Raw genomic sequence first — 17,154 nt, 5'->3', positions numbered from 1 at the left:
TGGGGTTCCGCGAGACGCGCAAGACGGTGGCCACGGGCGTGGAGATGTTCAAGAAGCAGTTGGACGAAGGCATGGCGGGGGACAACGCCGGCCTGCTGCTGCGCGGCACGCCGAAGGAAGACGTGGAGCGCGGCATGGTGCTGGCGAAGCCGGGCTCGATCACGCCGCACACCAAGTTCAAGGGCGAAGTGTACGTGCTGAGCAAGGAAGAAGGCGGGCGGCACACGCCGTTCTTCAACGGGTATCGTCCGCAGTTTTACCTGCGCACCACCGACGTGACCGGGGTGGCGCACTTGCCGGCGGGCACGGAGATGGTGATGCCGGGGGACAACGTGAACCTGGAAATCGAGCTGATCACGCCGGTGGCGATGGAAAAGGGGCTGCGGTTTGCGATTCGCGAAGGCGGCCGCACGGTCGGCGCGGGCACGCTGACGGAGATTATTTCCTAGATCGGGTGATCCGGCGATCGGGTGATCTGAACGACTAAGGGGGCCGAACCTAAGACCCTCTGCGTAGAAGGCAGATGCTCTATGTGAGGCCCACACCAGCCGCGAAGCGGCGGATGAAAGTAGCCCGGCACTTCAGTGCCGGGTTGGGCAGCGGAAATTGGAGCCAGTCCCGTAGGGACGGCTGAAGTTCATAAGAACCGGAGTCCCGTAGGGACGACACAACACGGACGGCATGCATCCAGCCGCACGCTCTTTGAGATGACACCATGATTGGAAAAGAACGAATTCGGATCCGGCTGAAGGCTTACGACTATCGCGTGCTCGACCAGAGCACGGGCGAGATCGTGGAAACCGCGCGCCGCACCGGCGCACAAATCGCGGGCCCGATTCCTCTGCCCACGGTCAAGAACAAGTACTGCGTGCTGCGTTCCCCGCACGTGGACAAGAAGTCGCGCGAGCAGTTTGAGATCCGCACCCACAAGCGCCTGCTCGACATCCTCGAGCCAACGCAGCAGACGGTGGACGCGCTCATGAAGCTCGACCTCCCTGCCGGCGTGGACGTGGAGATCAAGGCGTTTGGGAAGGAACATAAGTAGCTATCAGCCGTCAGCCATCAGCTATCAGCCAATCCGGCTGAAAGCTGAGAGCTGATAGCTGAGAGCCCTACAGTGCCGACGGCGCAAACCGCGCGGGCATGATGAGGGATAGGAAAAATGGCAATCAACGGAATTCTCGGTAAGAAAGTCGGCATGACGCAGTTGTTCGACAGCAACGGCGACGTGCGCCCGGCGACCGTCCTGCAAGCCGGACCCTGCGTCGTCACGCAGCGCAAGACCGGCAACAAGGACGGCTACGAAGCGGCGCAGATCGGGCTGGTGGAATTCGTCAAGGAAACGCGGCTGAACAAGCCCATGCGCGGCCACTTCGGCAAGAACAATCTGCCGCCGGTGAAGTTCATGAAGGAAATCGACATTGCGGTGGATGGCGCCACCGGCGACGGCGACCAGACCAAGGTCGGGGACCGCGTGCTGGTGGACATCTTCGACGGCGAGCGCTTCGTGGACGTGACCGGCACCAGCAAGGGACGCGGGTTCGCCGGCGTCGTCAAGCGCCACCATTTCCGGGCCGGCCCCAGTTCGCACGGTTCCATGTTCACCATCAACGGTTCGATCGGCTCCTCCGCTTTCCCGTCGCGCGTGTTTGCCGGGATGCGCATGGCCGGTCACATGGGCAACGCGCGCGTCACCACGCGCAATTTGCGCATACTCGGAATTGACAAGGACGAAAACCTGCTCGTCGTCGAGGGCGCCGTGCCCGGACCCAACGGCGCGTACGTCGTCATCAGCAAGTCGAAACGGCCGCCGCGCGAGCGCCGCGGATTCGCCGGCAGCGGCACGGTTGATCCGTTGAAGGCTTCCAAGCGCGCCACGAAGAAGAAGAGTTAACGCAGCTTCAGCCGCACAGGCTGATGGCTGAGAGCTGATAGTTGAGAGCGAAAAATGGCTACGATAGACGTACTCAATTTGAGCGGCGAAAAGACCGGCAGCTTTGAGCTGGCCGACGAAGTCTTCGGAGCAGTCAACGAAGACCTCATCTGGGAGGCGGTGCGGCACTACCGCGCAGCCCAGCGCGCCGGCACGCATGCCACCAAGAACCGCAAGCTGGTCTCCGGATCGGGCAAAAAGCTGTGGCGGCAGAAGGGCACCGGACGCGCCCGCGTAGGCTCCATCCGCTCGCCCCTGTGGCGGCACGGCGGCACGGTGCACGGCCCGCAGCCGCGCTCCTATGACTACGCTTTCCCGCGCAAGAAGCTGCTGGGCGCGTTGCGCTCGGCGCTGGCATCCAAGTTTGCCGACGGCAAGCTGACCGTGGTGGAGAACTTCGAACTCGCCGAGGTCAAGGCCAACGCCTTCCGCAAGACGCTCGATGCGCTGAAGGTGGAGAGCACGGCGCTGGTGGTGGACGGCGCGCGCGAGAACCGCAACCTGGAACTCAGCTCGCGCAACCTGCACGGTGTGGAGCTGGTGCGGGGTAACGAAGTTCATCCCTACCACCTGCTGCGCTATGACCGCGCCATCTTCTCCCGCCCCGCGCTGGAGAAGCTACAGGACTCGCTCAAGAAGTCGGTGAGCAAGCGCCGGCATGAGGAGGTCGCATAATGAAATCGGCCTACCAGATCATCCGCAAGCCGATCATCACCGAGAAGGGCCTGGGCGTGAAAGAGACCGAAGCCACGCTGGTTTTCCAGGTCGCTTCCAAGGCGACAAAGACCGAGATCAAGGAAGCGGTGCAGTCCATTTTCAAGGTGAAGGTGGATTCGGTGCGCACCGCCAATTTCGTGGGCAAGGAACGCCGTCGCGGCAAGTTCACCGGCTTCCGCCCCGATTGGAAGAAGGCTTACGTGCGCTTGAAGGCGGGCGAAAAGATGCCCGAGTACGCGCAAAACTTATAGAGCTGTCAGCTGTCAGCTATCAGCGAGTGATGGCGGGTTGACGGCGAGACGGTACCCCCGGGGCTGGAAGAACATTGTCCCGGAGCAGTAACAAGCTGAAAGCTGATAGCTGAAAGCTGAGAGCTGATTATGGCGATCAAAACATACAGACCGGTAACCTCGACGCTGCGCTTCCAGACGACGCTGGTCAATGACGAGCTCACGACCAACCGGCCGCACAAGGCGCTGACCGAGTCCAAGCAACGCACCGGCGGGCGGCGCAACCAGGGCGACATCACCAGCCGGTTCCGGGGCGGCGGGCACAAGCGCAAGTACCGCATCATCGATTTCAAGCGCGAGAAGGCGGGCATTCCGGCGGTGGTGACTTCCATCGAGTACGACCCCAACCGCTCGGCGCGCATCGCGCTGCTGAGCTACGCCGACGGCGAGAAGCGCTACATCCTGCAGCCCGACGGCCTCAAGCTGGGCGCCAAGATTCTCAGCGGCCCCGAAGCCGACATCCTAGTGGGCAACGCGCTGCCGCTGCGTAATATTCCGCCCGGCACCACGGTGCACAACATCGAGTTGCGTCCCGGCAAAGGCGCGCAGATGGCGCGCTCGGCCGGCGCCGCCGCGCAACTGGTCGCCAAGGAAGGCGACTACGCGCTGCTCAAGCTGCCCTCGGGCGAGACGCGCAAGGTCGCGGTGGATTGCATGGCCACCATCGGCCAGGTCGGCAACCTCGACCACGAGAACATTTCGATCGGCAAGGCGGGCCGCACCCGCTGGTTCGGCAAGCGCCCGCACAACCGCGGGGTCGCCATGAACCCGGTGGACCACCCGCACGGCGGCGGCGAAGGCAAGACTTCCGGCGGACGTCACCCCGTGACTCCGTGGGGCCAGCCCACCCGCGGCTACAAAACGCGCAATAACAAGCGGACTGACCAGTTCATCGTCAACCGCAAAGGCAAATGACCGCGTTGGCGCGGCGTCGGAGCCGCGCGCGGTCATCCTGAGCGAGGCTCGCGCAACGAGCCGAGTCGAAGGATCGGTCAAAGGAAACGAGAGATTATGCGTTCACAAAAAAAGGGTCCGTTCATTGACGGTTACCTCGCGCAGCGCATCGAGGGAATGAACCAGCGCAACGAGAAGAAGGTGCTGCGCACCTGGTCGCGGCGCTCGACCATCATCCCCGAGATGGTGGGTCACACCATCGCGGTGCACAACGGCAAGAAATTCATCCCGGTGTACATCACCGAGAACATGGTCGGGCACAAGCTGGGCGAGTTCAGCTTCACCCGCCAGTTCAAGGGACACTCGATGAAGGCCGCCACCGAAGTTGCCGCCAGACCTGCCGGCGTGGTTGGAGGCCCGGGAGCCATCGTTCCGGCAGCGCCGGCAGCGCCGGCGCCGAAGGCGTAGAGAGACGAACATGGAATTCAGAAGCTCGGCAAAATACGTGCGCGTTTCGCCGCAGAAGGCGCGCCTGGTCCTCGACCTGATCAAGGGACGGCGGGTCGAGGACGCGATGAACACCCTCACCTTCACCAAGAAGGGCATCGCGCCCGACGTCCAGAAGGTGCTGCGCTCGGCCGTCGAGAACGCCAACTACCTGAGCACGGAGAAGGGCGTGGACGTGGATGTGGACAACCTCTTCGTGCTGCGCGCCATCGCCAACGAAGGCCCGCGCATGAAGCGCATCCGCCCCGCTCCCATGGGACGCGCCTACCGCTACCAGCGGCGCATGACCCATATCGAGATCACGCTGGCGGAGAAGAACCGCAACGGCGCCTCGGCGGAGGCGGCGGAAGCAACCCACGCCGCCGCTCCGGCCCGCAAACCGGCGCGCCGGCCGCTTGCCAAGAAGAAGCCTCCCGCGAAGAAGTTCGCGGGTAAGGGGAAAAAGAGATAGGTTTTCGCTGAAAGCTGACAGCCGATAGCTGACAGCTAGCAAAGAGGAACTATGGGACAAAAAGTCCATCCATACGGATTCCGCATCGGCTACACCAAGCCGTGGAAGTCGCGCTGGTTCATGACCCGCGACTACGCCAAGTTCTTGCTGGAAGACGTCAAGCTGAAGAATGAGCTGAAGGACAAGCTCAAGTCGGCGGGCGTCAGCTCCATCGAGATCGAGCGCCCCGGCAACAAGCTGCGCATCATCATCCGCACCGCCCGGCCGGGCATCATTATCGGCCGCAAGGGCGCGGAGATCGACAAGCTCAAGGGCGAACTGCAGAAGCGCACCAACCGCGATGTCTACATCGACATCCAGGAAGTGCACAAGCCCGAGCTGGATGCGCAACTGGTTTCCGAATCGATCGCGCTGCAACTGGAAAAGCGCGTCGGCTTCCGCCGCGCCATGCGCAAGTCGGTGGATTCCGCCCTGCGCTTCGGCTGCAAGGGCATCAAGGTGCGCGTCAGCGGGCGCCTCAACGGCAACGAAATCGCGCGTTCCGAGTGGTACCTGCAGGGACGCCTGCCGCTGCACACGCTGCGCGCCGACATTGATTACGGCTTTGCCGAGGCGCGCACCACCTACGGCGTGATCGGCGTGAAGTGCTGGGTTTACAAGGGCGAAATCCTGCCCGCCAAGAAGCGCGAGCCGCAGGGCGCGGGCGCGTTTTAGGAAAGCTGTCAGCTCTCAGCTATCAGCGGTCAGCTGATGTCGCGAGGGCGGACAAGTTGGTGACGAACAGAATTTTGGGTCAGCGCGAAGCGGACAGCGTGAGGAAACAAGCTGCAAGCTGAGAGCTGATAGCTGAGAGTTGATTTATGTTGATGCCAAAGAAAGTGAAGTACCGCAAGCAGCAACGCGGCCGCATGGCGGGCAAGGCCTGGCGCGGCAGCGAGCTGTCCTTCGGCACTTACGGCCTGAAGGTCATGGAGTGCGGCCACATCACCGACCGCCAGATCGAAGCCAGCCGTATTGCCATGACGCGCTTCGTCAAGCGTGGCGGAAAAATCTGGTTGCGCCTCTTTCCCGACAAGCCGGTCACCAAAAAGCCGGCCGAAACCCGTATGGGCAAGGGCAAGGGCGCTCCCGACCACTGGGTCGCCGTCGTCCGTCCCGGCAAGATTTTGTTCGAGATGGAAGGCGTCACCCCGACCGAGGCGCGCGAAGCCATGCGTCTGGCCTCGCACAAACTGCCGTTGAAGACGCGATTTGTCCAGCGCGATGGCGCCGGAGCGCATTGAAGGTCGTCGGTTCTCGGTTTTCGGTTCTCGGTAAGACGTGAGCCGAACGAACCGACAACCGACAACCGATAACCGACAACGAGAATTGATATGGACGCAGAAAAGATTCGAAACCTGACCGAAGCCGAACTCAAGCAGCAGGAGCGCGAGCTCAACGATCAGCTCTTCCGCCTGAAGTTCCAGCTCAACATGGGCCAGACGGAAAGCCTGAAGAAGATCCGCGGCCTGCGCAAGGACATTGCGCGCGTGAAGACCATCGCGCGCCAGCGCCAGATGGCCGCGACGGAGAAGCCATAATGCCGGACACCGCAAGCGAGAGAAAGTCAGCCCAAAAGACGCTGGTCGGCGACGTGGTCTCGACCAAGATGCAGAAGACCATCATCGTCGAGGTCACGCGCAAGAAGTCGCACCATCTTTACGGCCGCGTCGTCGCCCGCTCGCGCCGCTTCTATGCGCACGACGAGCAAAACACCGCCAACGTCGGCGATGTTGTCCGCCTGGAAGAAACGCGCCCGCTGTCGAAGCTGAAGCGCTGGCGCCTGAAAGATGTCATCCGCCGCGCCAAGCTGGTCGGACCCGAGGCGGTCACGCCCGGCGAGGAAGGACTTCCCGGCGCCGCGCAGTGATTGATGGGAGATTGAACATGGCAGTCATGATGAGAAGCATGCTGGAAGTCGCCGACAACTCCGGCGCGCGCAAGCTGCAGATGATCCTCCCCCTGGGCGGGTCCACCGGGCTCAGCGCCGGACTCGGCGATGTCATCACCGCCGCCGTCAAGGAAGCTTCGCCCGACGGCACGGCGAAAAAGGGCACGGTGGTGAAGGCGGTGATCGTGCGCACGCGCAAGGAACACCGTCGCCGCGACGGCACCTACATTCGTTTCGACCAGAACGCCGCGGTGCTGATCAACGACGCGCACGAGCCGGTCGGCACGCGCGTCTTCGGCCCCGTCGCCCGTGAGCTGCGCGAGAAGAAATTTTTGAAAATCGTCTCGCTTGCTCCGGAAGTGCTGTAGCAGGCTCCAGGCTCACGGCTCATGGCGCAAGGCGCGTGAGCCCCGAAGGGGTGATTGATAATAGCCCGGCGCTTTAGTGCCGGGTGGTTAGCGGAATTGAATGAGCCAGTCCCGTAGGGACGGCTGAAACAGGAAACGTCATGCAAAGAGTACACAGCGATATCCGCCGCAACGACACCGTGAAGGTGATCACCGGCCGCGACCAGGGCAAGCAGGGCCGCGTGCTCCGCGTCTTCCCTGAAGAGGGCAAGGTCCTGGTCGAGCACGTCATGATGGTGAAAAAGCACGTGCGCCCCAACCCGCAGCGCAACGTCAAGGGTGGCATCGCCGAGCAGGAGAGCCGGATTTCCATCTCCAACGTGATGCTGATCTGCGGCGCCTGCGGTCCGGTGCGCATCCGCCACGAAGCGCGTGGCGACCGCAAAGTTCGCGTCTGCCACAAGTGCGGCACGACGCTGGAGAAGTGAGATTTGGTAATTGGGTAATTTGGCAATTTCGTAATTTGTAGTTTGCTGGGGACGCGGAACTGCCGCTGAACCCGTAAATTACAAAATTACTAAATTACTAAATTACGAAATGAACACCTCACGAACCGGTACCCACTCCGAAACCGTGAGAGGAAGTAGAAGAGGACATGGCAGACGAGAAACAGAAAAAGCCGCAGCAGCAGCCGGGCAAGAAAGGCGACGGCAAGGCCAAGGGCAAACCGGCCGAGGCCGCCCTGGAGGCCAAGGGCGACGGCAAGCCGCAGCGCCCCAAGGCGAGCAGCCGTTCCACGGCGCGTCTTCGCGACCGCTTCGAGAAGGAAATCGCGCCCGCGCTGATGAAGGAATTCGAACTCAAGAACCCCATGGCGGTTCCGCGGATCAACAAGGTCGTGGTCAACATGGGCGTCGGTGAAGCAACGCAGAATGCCAAGGTGATCGACCCGGCTGCCGCCGAGTTGCAGCAGATTGCCGGCCAGAAGCCGGTCATCACCAAGGCGAAGAAGTCCATCGCCGCTTTCAAAGTGCGCGAGGGCATGCCCATCGGCGTCATGGTCACGCTGCGCGGCGACCGCATGTACGAATTTCTCGACCGGCTGATCAACGTGGCGCTGCCGCGCGTGCGCGATTTCCGCGGCGTCTCCACCAAGTCGTTCGATGGCCGCGGCAATTACACGCTCGGCCTGCGCGACCAGCTCATCTTCCCGGAGATTTCCTACGAGAAGGTGGACAAGTCGAGGGGAATGAACGTGACCATCGTGACCACGGCGCGCACCGACGACCAGGCGCGCGCCCTGCTGAAGGGCTTCGGCATGCCCTTCCGCGCATGAAGAGAATCGGGTAGGTCAAGGCTTTAGCCTTGACCGAGGCGCGACGCGCCGAGGAGATACATGGCTACAACCGCAAAACGAGTGAAGGACGCGAGGACGCCGGGAAAGGCATGCCCGGTTTGTCGAGGGAAACGCGAACTGGAGGGGAAAGCTTGTCTCCCATGCAAGGGGACGGGCCGAATTTATTCCTCCCGGCAGCACAACCGCTGCCAGATCTGCGGGCGTCCCCGCGGATTCCTGCGCAAGTTCGGCATTTGCCGCTTGTGCTTTCGTGGCCTGGCGCTGCGGGGCGAGATCCCCGGCGTTTCCAAGTCGTCCTGGTAGGGAAGCGGTCGCGGCCCTGGTCGCCATCGACCATCGGCCATTGACCATCGACAGCAACGCATTGCCGCTGGTTCTCCCAAGCGATTGGGAGCGAACGGGCAAAGGAGAAGTAACACAATGAGTTTGACCGATCCGGTCGCAGATTTCTTGACCCGCATCCGCAACGGCATTCGCGCCCGCCAGCAAAAGGTGGACGTCCCTGCCTCCAAGCTGAAGCTTGAGTTGGCCCGCATCCTCAAGGAAGAGGGCTTCATCTCGAACTTCAAGGCCACCGAGGAAGAAGGCCGCAAGGTGTTGCGCGTTTACCTGAAGTACGGCAACAACAACGAAGCCGCGATTTCGCGCCTGCAACGGGTGTCGAGTCCCGGCTGCCGCGTTTACGTCGGACACGACGAGATTCCGCGCGTGCTCGGGGGTATGGGCATCAACATCCTGACCACCCCGCGGGGAGTCATGACCGGCCGCGATGCGCGCAAGCAGGGCGTGGGCGGCGAGATCTTGTGCGAGATTTACTGAAGAGGGTTGTCGGTTATCGGTACTCGAAACTGACAACTACGGAAACCGATAACCGAGAACCGATAACTGATAACGATTTGACGCTGGAAGCCGGCCGAACCAGCCGCGAGCCGACAGCCGAGAGCCGAGAGCTAATATGTCACGAATTGGAAGAAAGCCGATTGCCATCCCGCAAGGGGTGAAGGTCTCCATCGAAGGCAACCTGGTCAAGGTCCAGGGGCCGAAGGGCGTGCTGGAAACCCGCGTCCCGCAGGGCATCACGGTGGCGCAGCAGGACGGGCATCTGGTCGCCCAGCGCGAAACCGATCACCAGTCCGCGCTCCATGGCTTGACCCGCGCGCTCATCAACAACGCCGTCGAGGGCGTCACCAAGGGTTGGAACCGCGATCTGGAAATCGTCGGCATCGGTTACCGCGCCGAGTTGAAGACCAAAAATGTCGTGGTGTTTACGCTGGGATACTCGCACCCCATCGAGTACCCGCTGCCCGACGGCATCGCGGTCGCCGTGGACCCGAAGCAGACGCGCCTGAGCGTCAGCGGCATTGACCGCCAGAAGGTCGGTCAGGTCGCCGCCGAAATGCGTGCCCTGCGTCCGCCTGACCCGTACAAGAACAAGGGCGTGCGCTACGCCGGCGAGCGGCTGAAGAAGAAGGTTGGAAAGACGGGGGCGAAGTAAATTCGATGGAGTGATTGGTGATTGAATGATTTTGTCGGAAGCAGCGAATATCGACGCGATCCGCAAATCACTCAATCACGAAATCGCTAAATCACTAAATGGAAAGAAACAATGCTGACGACGACTTCGAAAAATCAGTCCCGCTCCAAGGTTCACGACCGCATCCGCAAGCGGATGGTCGGCACCCCGGAGCGCCCGCGCCTCAACGTGTACCGCTCGCTCAACCACATCTATGCCCAGGTCATTGACGACCTGCACGGCAAGACACTGGTGTCGGCGAGCACAGTCGAGGGCGCCAAGGCCAGCAAGCGCACCGGCGGCAACGTCGCCTCCGCCAAGGAAGTCGGCAAGCGGGTCGCCGAGCGCGCCAAGGAGAAGGGAATCGCCAAGGTCGTCTTCGATCGCGGCGGCTACCTCTACCACGGGCGCATCAAGGCCCTGGCCGACGCCGCCCGCGCGGCCGGATTGCAGTTTTGAAAGGTTATCGGTCCTCGGTTTTCGGTTGTCGGTTCAACCGGCGCCGACCGATCACCGACAACCGATAACCGAAGACGAGTTAGACGAATCGAGATACCAATGGCAATCGCTACCGTGAAGAGAAAACTCGACGCCGGCAACTACCAGCTCAAGGACCAGGTCGTCGCCATCAACCGCGTCACCAAGGTTGTGAAGGGCGGCAAGAACCTGTCCTTTGCCGCGCTGGTGGTGGTCGGTGATCCCTCGGCCGCGGTGGTCGGCTACGGCGCCGGCAAGGCCAAGGAAGTGCCGCAGGCGATCCGCAAGGGGATTGAGGCGGCCAAGAAAAATCTTGTCCGGGTCAACATCAACCAGACCACCATCCCGCACACCGTTCTCGGACGCTTCGGCTCCGGCATGGTGCTGCTGAAGCCCGCCCCGGAAGGCACCGGCGTCATCGCCGGGGGCGCCGTGCGCGCCGTCATGACCTCGGCCGGCATCCAAAACGTGCTGACCAAGTCCATCGGCACCACCAACCCGCATAACGTGGTCAAGGCCACCTTTGACGCGCTCAAGAAATTGCGCGATCGCCAGGAAGTCGCCACCATGCGCGGCAAGACGGCACAGGAGCTGTGATGACTCCGGCAAAAACGAAGACGAACTCGAACAAGGGTACCCTGCATCTCAAGTGGGTACGTTCGGCCATCTGCGCGCCGGCGAAGCACAAGAAGGTCGTTCGCGGCCTCGGCTTCACCCGCTTGAACCAGGTGATTGAGCGCGAAGATTCGCCCTCCATTCGCGGTATGGTCGCCAAAGTGCCGCATTTGGTGAAGGTAGTAAACGGATAGGTCTGTCGGTCTTTTGGTCTATGGATCCTTGCCGACCGACAGACCGATAGACCGGCTGATAGCTGAGAGCTGAGAGCTAAAAATGAATTTATCGAATTTACGAGCACCCAAACGCTCCTCCGAAAACCGCAAGCGCGTCGGCCGCGGCATGGGTTCGGGCATGGGCAAGACCTCCACCCGCGGACACAAGGGACAGCGTTCGCGCAGCGGCGCCCGCATCCTGCGCGGCTTTGAAGGCGGCCAGATGCCCCTGCACCGCCGCCTCCCCAAGCGCGGTTTTTTTAACATCTTCCGCGAAGAGTACTCGATCGTGCATCTTTCCGAACTCGCCGACCTCGGCGAAAGCAACGTCACGCCCGACCTGCTCCGCACCCGCGGCCTGGTCAAGGGCAGGAACAAACGCGTGAAGGTTCTCGGCGACGGCGATCTGAAATCCGCCCTTACCGTGCACGCGCACAAGTTTTCCAAGTCGGCGGAAGAGAAGATTAAGGCTGCCGGCGGTACCGCGACCGTCATCGAAATCAAGGAGCCTGCTCCGGTGAAGAACAGGTTCCAAGCCGCCCGCGCCCAGAAGCGCGCCGGCAAGCAGAAGAAGCAAGCTTAGCGAGTTGATGGAGCGCGCTCGCCCTCGAGCGCTTCGACATCGACCAACGACAAGGGTCTTATGCTGGAAAAGCTATCCAACGTATTTCGCGTTCCCGACCTCCGCAAGCGCATCCTGTTCACGCTGGGGTTGCTGGCGGTGTACCGCCTCGGCGGGCACATCCCGACGCCGGGCATCAACGCCGACTTGTTGCAGCAGTTCTTCGAGCAGAACCGCGGCACCTTCCTCGGCTTCGTGGACCTGTTCAGCGGCGGCCAGCTTCGCCGCCTGACCATCTTCGCCCTGGGCATCATGCCCTACATCACCGCCTCCATCATCCTGCAATTGCTGACCGTGGTATATGAGCCGCTGGCGAAATTGCAGAAGGAAGGCGAACTGGGGCGCAAGAAGATCACCGAGTGGACGCGCTACCTGACGCTGATCCTCAGCGCCATGCAGTCGTTCGGCATCGCCATCACGCTGGAGCGCCAGACCGCCTCCGGTGGCGTGGCCTTCGTCACTAACCCGGGTTGGGGATTCGTTGTGATGACCGTGCTCACACTCACCACCGGTTCGGTCTTCATCATGTGGCTGGGCGAGCAGATCACCGAACGCGGTATCGGCAACGGCATGTCGCTGCTGATCTTCGCCGGCATTGTCGTCGGTTTGCCGCGCGGCATCGCCGACCTGGTTGACAAGGTTCGCACCGACGCCTGGGGCGCCTTCACCGCGCCCGCCGTGATCATCCTGATCGTGCTGATGATCGCCGTCGTCGCCTTCATCGTCTTCACCGAGCGCAGCGAGCGCCGCATCCCGGTGCAGTACGCCAAACGCGTGGTCGGACGCAAGGTGATGGGCGGCGGCTCCACCCACCTGCCGCTGCGCGTCAATTCCGGCGGCGTCATGCCCGTGATCTTCGCCTCGTCGCTTTTGACCCTGCCGCAGACTGCCGGCTTTTTCCTGCGCGACAACCGTTATTTCGGGCCGCTGCTGCGCGCGCTCTCCTGGGGCGAGCCGCTGTACACGCTGCTCTACGCTATCGGGATCATCTTCTTCGCCTACTTCTACGTCAGCATCGTCTTCAACCCCAACGAGGTTGCCGACAACATGCGGAAGTACGGCGGGTTCATTCCCGGCATTCGGCCCGGCAAGCGCACGGCGGATTCGATCAACGAGATCCTGACCCGCATCACGCTGGTGGGCGCGTTCTACCTGATCATCATCTCCTTTATCCCGGAATGGATGATCGCCGGCATTCACCTGAACCACCTGCCGGGAGCGATGGGCGCGTTTTTTGAAAAGCTCCCGGCCTGGATCACCAACGGATTGGGCGTCACCTTTTACTTCGGCGGCACGTCGCTGCTGATTGTGGTCGGCGTCGCCATGGACACCGTGCAGCAGGTCGAAGCGCAGTTGATCATGCGCCATTACGAAGGCTTTACCCCGCGCAGCGGGCGTATCCGCGGCCGCAGGACGTGGGCCTAACACCAGTTTCAAGGTTTCACGTTTCGCGTTTCACGTGGTCATGGTCCCTATTGACACGCGGAACCGGAGAACGTGAAACGTGAAACTCGAAACGTGAAACATGGAAAGCGCTGCCGTGAACAAATCGCTCCCCACCGTCGGCCCGGTCATCCTGCTGGGCGCCCCGGGCGCCGGCAAAGGAACGCAGGCCAAAACCATCGTCGAGCGCTATGCCATCCCGCAGGTCTCCACCGGCGACCTGCTCCGCGACCACCGCGACCGCGGCACCGAGCTCGGCAAGACGGCCAAGGCCATCATGGATAGCGGCGGGTTGGTTCCGGACGACCTGGTCAATAACATGGTCGCCGAGCGCCTGGCGCGCCCTGACACGGCTCGCGGGTTTATTCTCGACGGCTATCCGCGCACGGTTGCGCAGGCCCAGTGGCTCGATGGCTATTTGGCCGATAAGCGCTTTGAAAATCAAGGGGATCGCAAGCTTCTCCCGATTGTGATCAGCATCCAGGTGAGCTATAATCAATTGTTGCGCCGGCTAACGGGCCGGCGTTCTTGTCCCACCTGCGGGCGCATTTACAACGTGTACTTCCAGCCTCCCCGCGTTGCTGACCTCTGCGACGTCGATGGCGCGAAGCTTGTTACACGCCGTGACGATTGCGAGGAAGTGATCTCCGAACGTCTCAAGGCCTACGAGCGGCAAACCCTGCCTCTCGCCGATTATTACCAGGCCAAGGGGCAGTTGGTCGAGATCAATGGTGACCAGGACATGAACGCCGTCACCACCGAGGCGTTGAAAGTGATTGATGGCCATCGTTTGTAAATCGCCGTCCGAGCTGGACAAGATGCGCGCCTCGGGCCGCATCGTTCGCCAGGTGCTCGACACGGTCCGCGCCATGGTGAAGCCCGGCGTCGCCACCATGGACCTGGAGCGGGCGGCGGAGAAGAAGATCAAGGAACTGGGCGCCAAGCCGGCCTTCAAGGGGTATTACGATTACCCTTGCGTGCTGTGCACGTCGGTCAACCAGGAGATCGTCCACGGCATTCCGTCGCCGAAGCGGTTGCTCAAGGAAGGCGACATCGTCTCCATTGATTGCGGCGTCGTGCTCGACGGCTATTACGGTGACGCGGCCATCACCGTCCCGGTGGGCGAGAAGCTCGCTCCCGAAGTGCAGAAGCTTCTGGAAGTCACGGAAGCGTCGCTGTACCGCGGCATCGCCGCCGCCCAAATCGGCAACACCGTGGGCGACGTCGGCGCGGCGGTGCAGGAACTGGTCGAAGCCAACGGTTTCAGCGTGGTGCGTGAGTTTGTCGGGCACGGCATCGGGACGCGGCTGCACGAAGACCCGCAGGTCCCGAACTACGGTACCCGCGGACACGGCGCCCGCTTGCGCGAAGGCATGGTGATCGCCATCGAGCCGATGGTGAACGCCGGCACGCCCGGCGCCCGCGTGCTCGACGACAAGTGGACCGCAGTGACCGAAGACGGCAGCTTCAGCGCCCACTTCGAGCATTGCGTCGCCGTCACCGAAAACGGGCCGGTAATTTTGACGTCATAGTGGTCAGTGGCCAGTGGCCAGAAAAGCTAACAGCTAAGAGCTAAAAGCTGTTTTGGAGTTGAATGAGTAAAGAAGACGCGATTGAAGTCATGGCGGTGGTCATCGAGCCCCTGCCCAATGCAATGTTCAAGGTCGAACTGGAAAACAAGCACCAGGTCCTGGCGCATGTTTCCGGAAAGATGCGCAAGAACTTCATTCGCATTTTGCCCGGCGATCGGGTCGCGGTGGAGCTTTCTCCTTACGACCTCACCCGCGGGCGGATTGTGTACCGATACAAGTAGGTTTTGCGTTCCATGGCCTCTGGCTCTGGAAACTAGAAACTGGAAACTGGAAACTGTCATGAAGGTACGGGCTTCGGTCAAGAAGATTTGCGACAAGTGCAAGGTCATCCGCCGCAAGGGCGTGGTGCGGGTGATCTGCGAAAACACGAAACATAAACAACGCCAGGGATAATCCGTCGTCGTCGGTTGGTCGTTGGCTTCCGGGCCATCGGCCATCGACCATCGACCATCGACAAGAGGTTTTATGGCCAGAATTGCCGGCGTGGATCTTCCGCGCAACAAGCACACGCGCATCGCGCTGACCTACATCTACGGCATCGGGCACCCGCGCGCCGCCAAGATTGTCGCGGCCGCCAACGTGGATGGCGAAAAGAAGGTGCAGGACCTCAACGAAGAAGAGGTCAACCGCATCCGCCAGGTCATCGAGGGCGAGGGCAACGTGGAAGGCGACCTGCGCAAGGACGTCTCCATGCACATCAAGCGCCTGATCGAAATCGGCTCGTACCGCGGCTTCCGTCATCGCCGCAACCTGCCGGTTCGCGGTCAGCGCACCCACACCAACGCGCGCACCCGCAAGGGCCCGCGCAAGGGCACCGTGGCCGCCAAGAAGAAGTCGGCGGCCAAGACGTAATCGGTGATCGATTCGCGGTTCTCGGTTGTTGCAACTCGAGAGCCGGGACCGACGTGCCGAGAACCGACAACCGATAACCGAAAACCGAGAACCGAAATGGCGAAACCAGCAGCAGCAGAAACCACCGCCGGAGCGCCGGCGAAAAAAGGCAAGACCAAGAAGTTCAAGAAGCGTGAGCGCAAGAACGTTCCCTTTGGGATCGCTCACATTCAGGCGTCGTTCAACAACACCATCGTCACCATCGCTGACAGCGAGGGCAACGTGCTCTCCTGGAAGAGTTCGGGGTCGCTGGGATTCCGCGGATCGCGCAAGGGCACGCCCTTCGCCGCGCAGCAGGCCGCCATCACCGCCGCCAACCTGGCACGCGAGCACGGCCTCCGCTCGGTCGAGGTGCGGGTCAGCGGGCCGGGATCGGGCCGCGAGTCGGCCATCCGCGCCCTGGCCGCCGCCGGCATCGAGGTGCGCAACATCAAGGACGTCACCCCGATTCCGCATAACGGCTGCCGTCCGCCGAAACGGCGCCGCGTTTAATTTGTAATTTGTAATTTCGTAATTTGTAATTTGGCCAAAGTCGCCGCCGCGCGCTAGGCCGGTTTCAAATTACCAATTACAAATTACTCAAACAAATTTTTGATCGGGAAGAAGGCTGCCAATGCCGTAAACCGATCTCTAAAGGAGAAGAACATTGGCTCGATATACAGGTGCAGTCTGCCGCCTTTGCCGCCGCGAAGGCACCAAGCTCTTCCTCAAAGGGGCAAAGTGCTTCAGCGATAAATGTCCCATCGAAAACCGCAACTTCGCCCCCGGCCAGCACGGCAAGGACCGCAAGGCGAAGATCGTCGGATACGGCCTGCAGTTGCGCGAGAAGCAGAAAGCCAAGCGCATCTACTTCACCAACGAAGGCCAGTTCCGCAACTACTACGAGAAAGCGACGCGTTCCAAGGGCGTCACCGGCGAATTGCTCTTGCAGGCGCTTGAGCGCCGTCTCGACAACGTCGTCTACCGCCTCGGTTTCGCCACCGCGCGCCGCCAGTCGCGCCAGTTGGTGCGCCACGGACATATCCAGGTCAACGGCCGCAAGGTCGATATTCCCTCGTTCCAGGTGAAGGCCGGCGACGAGATTGCGGTGCGCGAGTCCAGCAAGAAGCTGCCCATCATCGCTTCCTCGATCGAGTACAGCAGCCATCAGCCGGCGCCGAACTGGCTCGAGGTGGACCGCGAGAACATGAAGGGACGCGTCACTGCGATCCCCAAGCGCGAAGACGTCAATATGCCGGTCAACGAACAGTTGATCGTTGAACTGTATTCGAAGTAACTGTAACTGGGTCGTTCGGTCTATCGGTCTTTCGGTCTCTCAATGACCGACCGACCGATAGACCGACAGACACATAGACTTTTT

Annotated in this window: 30 protein-coding genes; all 30 read left to right on the top strand. The window is 61.6% G+C overall.

Going from position 1 to position 17,154, the window contains the following annotated elements:
- Window positions 1–449: elongation factor Tu (gene tuf, locus LAN70_04780; GenBank protein MBZ5510467.1), on the top strand; the 449-nt coding region annotated here is incomplete at its 5' end.
- 269 nt (window positions 450–718) lie between these two features.
- Window positions 719–1,045 carry a 30S ribosomal protein S10 gene (gene rpsJ, locus LAN70_04775; GenBank protein ID MBZ5510466.1) on the top strand — a complete coding sequence of 109 codons (327 nt, stop codon included), beginning with the start codon at window positions 719–721 and terminating at the stop codon, window positions 1,043–1,045.
- Between the two features lie 117 nt (window positions 1,046–1,162).
- Complete coding sequence (rplC, locus tag LAN70_04770; protein ID MBZ5510465.1) at window positions 1,163–1,894, top strand: 50S ribosomal protein L3; 732 nt, start codon at window positions 1,163–1,165, stop codon at window positions 1,892–1,894.
- Window positions 1,895–1,948: 54 nt separating this feature from the next.
- Complete coding sequence (gene rplD / locus LAN70_04765; protein ID MBZ5510464.1) at window positions 1,949–2,608, top strand: 50S ribosomal protein L4; 660 nt, start codon at window positions 1,949–1,951, stop codon at window positions 2,606–2,608.
- Window positions 2,608–2,901: a 50S ribosomal protein L23 gene (locus LAN70_04760; GenBank protein MBZ5510463.1), complete on the top strand. Its 294-nt coding sequence runs from the start codon at window positions 2,608–2,610 to the stop codon at window positions 2,899–2,901. The genes rplD and LAN70_04760 overlap by 1 nt, the downstream gene beginning before the upstream one ends.
- A 129-nt stretch (window positions 2,902–3,030) precedes the next feature.
- The gene (gene rplB, locus LAN70_04755; protein MBZ5510462.1) at window positions 3,031–3,855 is read left to right on the top strand and encodes a 50S ribosomal protein L2; all 825 of its coding nucleotides are present in this window, start codon (window positions 3,031–3,033) and stop codon (window positions 3,853–3,855) included.
- Window positions 3,856–3,948: 93 nt separating this feature from the next.
- Complete coding sequence (gene rpsS, locus LAN70_04750) at window positions 3,949–4,302, top strand: 30S ribosomal protein S19 (protein ID MBZ5510461.1); 354 nt, start codon at window positions 3,949–3,951, stop codon at window positions 4,300–4,302.
- 10 nt (window positions 4,303–4,312) lie between these two features.
- Window positions 4,313–4,792, top strand: coding sequence for a 50S ribosomal protein L22 (rplV, locus tag LAN70_04745; protein MBZ5510460.1), 480 nt, complete (start codon window positions 4,313–4,315; stop codon window positions 4,790–4,792).
- A 51-nt stretch (window positions 4,793–4,843) separates the two neighbouring features.
- Window positions 4,844–5,506 carry a 30S ribosomal protein S3 gene (gene rpsC / locus LAN70_04740; protein ID MBZ5510459.1) on the top strand — a complete coding sequence of 221 codons (663 nt, stop codon included), beginning with the start codon at window positions 4,844–4,846 and terminating at the stop codon, window positions 5,504–5,506.
- Window positions 5,507–5,652: 146 nt separating this feature from the next.
- On the top strand, window positions 5,653–6,075 hold the full coding sequence (gene rplP, locus LAN70_04735) for a 50S ribosomal protein L16 (GenBank protein MBZ5510458.1): 423 nt from the start codon (window positions 5,653–5,655) through the stop codon (window positions 6,073–6,075).
- 90 nt (window positions 6,076–6,165) lie between these two features.
- Window positions 6,166–6,372, top strand: coding sequence for a 50S ribosomal protein L29 (rpmC, locus tag LAN70_04730; GenBank protein MBZ5510457.1), 207 nt, complete (start codon window positions 6,166–6,168; stop codon window positions 6,370–6,372).
- A complete protein-coding gene (rpsQ, locus tag LAN70_04725; GenBank protein ID MBZ5510456.1) occupies window positions 6,372–6,701 on the top strand; it encodes a 30S ribosomal protein S17 in 330 nt (109 codons plus the stop codon). The genes rpmC and rpsQ overlap by 1 nt, the downstream gene beginning before the upstream one ends.
- A gap of 17 nt (window positions 6,702–6,718) precedes the next feature.
- Window positions 6,719–7,090, top strand: coding sequence for a 50S ribosomal protein L14 (rplN, locus tag LAN70_04720; GenBank protein ID MBZ5510455.1), 372 nt, complete (start codon window positions 6,719–6,721; stop codon window positions 7,088–7,090).
- Window positions 7,091–7,230: 140 nt separating this feature from the next.
- On the top strand, window positions 7,231–7,557 hold the full coding sequence (rplX, locus tag LAN70_04715) for a 50S ribosomal protein L24 (GenBank protein MBZ5510454.1): 327 nt from the start codon (window positions 7,231–7,233) through the stop codon (window positions 7,555–7,557).
- A 167-nt stretch (window positions 7,558–7,724) separates the two neighbouring features.
- Complete coding sequence (gene rplE / locus LAN70_04710; protein MBZ5510453.1) at window positions 7,725–8,405, top strand: 50S ribosomal protein L5; 681 nt, start codon at window positions 7,725–7,727, stop codon at window positions 8,403–8,405.
- A gap of 60 nt (window positions 8,406–8,465) precedes the next feature.
- Window positions 8,466–8,729, top strand: a complete 264-nt coding sequence (locus LAN70_04705) for a type Z 30S ribosomal protein S14 (protein ID MBZ5510452.1) — start codon at window positions 8,466–8,468, stop codon at window positions 8,727–8,729.
- A gap of 117 nt (window positions 8,730–8,846) precedes the next feature.
- Window positions 8,847–9,245, top strand: coding sequence for a 30S ribosomal protein S8 (gene rpsH, locus LAN70_04700; protein ID MBZ5510451.1), 399 nt, complete (start codon window positions 8,847–8,849; stop codon window positions 9,243–9,245).
- Window positions 9,246–9,381: 136 nt separating this feature from the next.
- Window positions 9,382–9,921, top strand: coding sequence for a 50S ribosomal protein L6 (rplF, locus tag LAN70_04695; GenBank protein MBZ5510450.1), 540 nt, complete (start codon window positions 9,382–9,384; stop codon window positions 9,919–9,921).
- A gap of 111 nt (window positions 9,922–10,032) precedes the next feature.
- The gene (gene rplR / locus LAN70_04690) at window positions 10,033–10,398 is read left to right on the top strand and encodes a 50S ribosomal protein L18 (protein MBZ5510449.1); all 366 of its coding nucleotides are present in this window, start codon (window positions 10,033–10,035) and stop codon (window positions 10,396–10,398) included.
- A 99-nt stretch (window positions 10,399–10,497) separates the two neighbouring features.
- Window positions 10,498–11,013, top strand: coding sequence for a 30S ribosomal protein S5 (rpsE, locus tag LAN70_04685; GenBank protein MBZ5510448.1), 516 nt, complete (start codon window positions 10,498–10,500; stop codon window positions 11,011–11,013).
- Window positions 11,013–11,225 carry a 50S ribosomal protein L30 gene (rpmD, locus tag LAN70_04680; GenBank protein MBZ5510447.1) on the top strand — a complete coding sequence of 71 codons (213 nt, stop codon included), beginning with the start codon at window positions 11,013–11,015 and terminating at the stop codon, window positions 11,223–11,225. Before rpsE ends, rpmD begins: the two co-directional genes overlap by 1 nt.
- An 82-nt stretch (window positions 11,226–11,307) precedes the next feature.
- The gene (gene rplO, locus LAN70_04675) at window positions 11,308–11,829 is read left to right on the top strand and encodes a 50S ribosomal protein L15 (protein MBZ5510446.1); all 522 of its coding nucleotides are present in this window, start codon (window positions 11,308–11,310) and stop codon (window positions 11,827–11,829) included.
- A gap of 60 nt (window positions 11,830–11,889) precedes the next feature.
- On the top strand, window positions 11,890–13,293 hold the full coding sequence (gene secY / locus LAN70_04670) for a preprotein translocase subunit SecY (GenBank protein MBZ5510445.1): 1,404 nt from the start codon (window positions 11,890–11,892) through the stop codon (window positions 13,291–13,293).
- A 100-nt stretch (window positions 13,294–13,393) separates the two neighbouring features.
- On the top strand, window positions 13,394–14,107 hold the full coding sequence (locus LAN70_04665; protein MBZ5510444.1) for an adenylate kinase: 714 nt from the start codon (window positions 13,394–13,396) through the stop codon (window positions 14,105–14,107).
- A complete protein-coding gene (gene map, locus LAN70_04660; GenBank protein ID MBZ5510443.1) occupies window positions 14,091–14,843 on the top strand; it encodes a type I methionyl aminopeptidase in 753 nt (250 codons plus the stop codon). Before LAN70_04665 ends, map begins: the two co-directional genes overlap by 17 nt.
- Before the next feature lie 62 nt (window positions 14,844–14,905).
- Window positions 14,906–15,124, top strand: a complete 219-nt coding sequence (infA, locus tag LAN70_04655; protein ID MBZ5510442.1) for a translation initiation factor IF-1 — start codon at window positions 14,906–14,908, stop codon at window positions 15,122–15,124.
- 58 nt (window positions 15,125–15,182) lie between these two features.
- Window positions 15,183–15,296, top strand: a complete 114-nt coding sequence (gene rpmJ / locus LAN70_04650; protein MBZ5510441.1) for a 50S ribosomal protein L36 — start codon at window positions 15,183–15,185, stop codon at window positions 15,294–15,296.
- A gap of 72 nt (window positions 15,297–15,368) precedes the next feature.
- Complete coding sequence (rpsM, locus tag LAN70_04645; protein MBZ5510440.1) at window positions 15,369–15,755, top strand: 30S ribosomal protein S13; 387 nt, start codon at window positions 15,369–15,371, stop codon at window positions 15,753–15,755.
- Window positions 15,756–15,851: 96 nt separating this feature from the next.
- Window positions 15,852–16,286, top strand: a complete 435-nt coding sequence (gene rpsK / locus LAN70_04640) for a 30S ribosomal protein S11 (protein MBZ5510439.1) — start codon at window positions 15,852–15,854, stop codon at window positions 16,284–16,286.
- 154 nt (window positions 16,287–16,440) lie between these two features.
- Complete coding sequence (gene rpsD / locus LAN70_04635; GenBank protein ID MBZ5510438.1) at window positions 16,441–17,070, top strand: 30S ribosomal protein S4; 630 nt, start codon at window positions 16,441–16,443, stop codon at window positions 17,068–17,070.
- The last annotated feature ends 84 nt before the right edge of the window (window positions 17,071–17,154 follow it).

Source organism: Terriglobia bacterium, from assembly GCA_020072845.1.
In the GTDB taxonomy this organism is placed as follows: Bacteria; Acidobacteriota; Terriglobia; order Terriglobales; family Acidobacteriaceae; genus JAIQGF01.
The sequence above is the reverse complement of the archived record's forward strand: the minus strand, read 5'-3'. Positions and strand labels throughout refer to the sequence as shown.